Source organism: Streptomyces sp. SID12501 (genome assembly GCF_010550245.1).
Taxonomy (GTDB): Bacteria; Actinomycetota; Actinomycetes; order Streptomycetales; family Streptomycetaceae; genus Streptomyces.
Map to the genome: position 1 here is coordinate 1 of NZ_JAAGLU010000716.1, position 431 is coordinate 431.

Here is a 431-nt window from a genome sequence, read left to right on the forward strand (position 1 = left end):
GCCCCGAATGGGAGTTCCGCCACCCCGCCCACGAGGCGGGGCGGGACCCGGGGGGAGGTGGCCTCCACGCGGGGCGTGAGCGGCAGCGAACACGCCGCCCGGCTCTTCGGCCTTCCGCCCCCGGACGAGGGCCCGCCCGGGTTCAGCGGCCGGCGCGCAGGGACTCGATGGTCCGGGACAGACTGGAGGCGGCGTGACCCGCGTCCATCTGGTCCTCGAACAGACGCTGGAGCGGCGCGAGCAGGTCGGTGGACACGCCCTGCGCCTCGGTCGTGGTCAGGATGTTGCGCAGACCCACCGCGTTGATCTCCACGTTGGACGTCGTGGTGTCGTGGTCGCCGCGGTCGATCTCCTCCGCGAAGGCCGGCAGCGCCCCGGCGGCGGCCGTCAGCCACCGCACGAGCTGGGAGGTCACCGCCGCCGCCCCGATC

Annotated in this window: 1 pseudogene; it reads right to left on the bottom strand. The window is 74.9% G+C overall.

Annotation, left to right across the window (positions count from 1 at the left end):
• Positions 1-142: 142 nt before the first annotated feature.
• Positions 143-431, bottom strand: a pseudogene (locus G3I71_RS48075) (NAD(P)-dependent oxidoreductase); the annotation flags it as partial.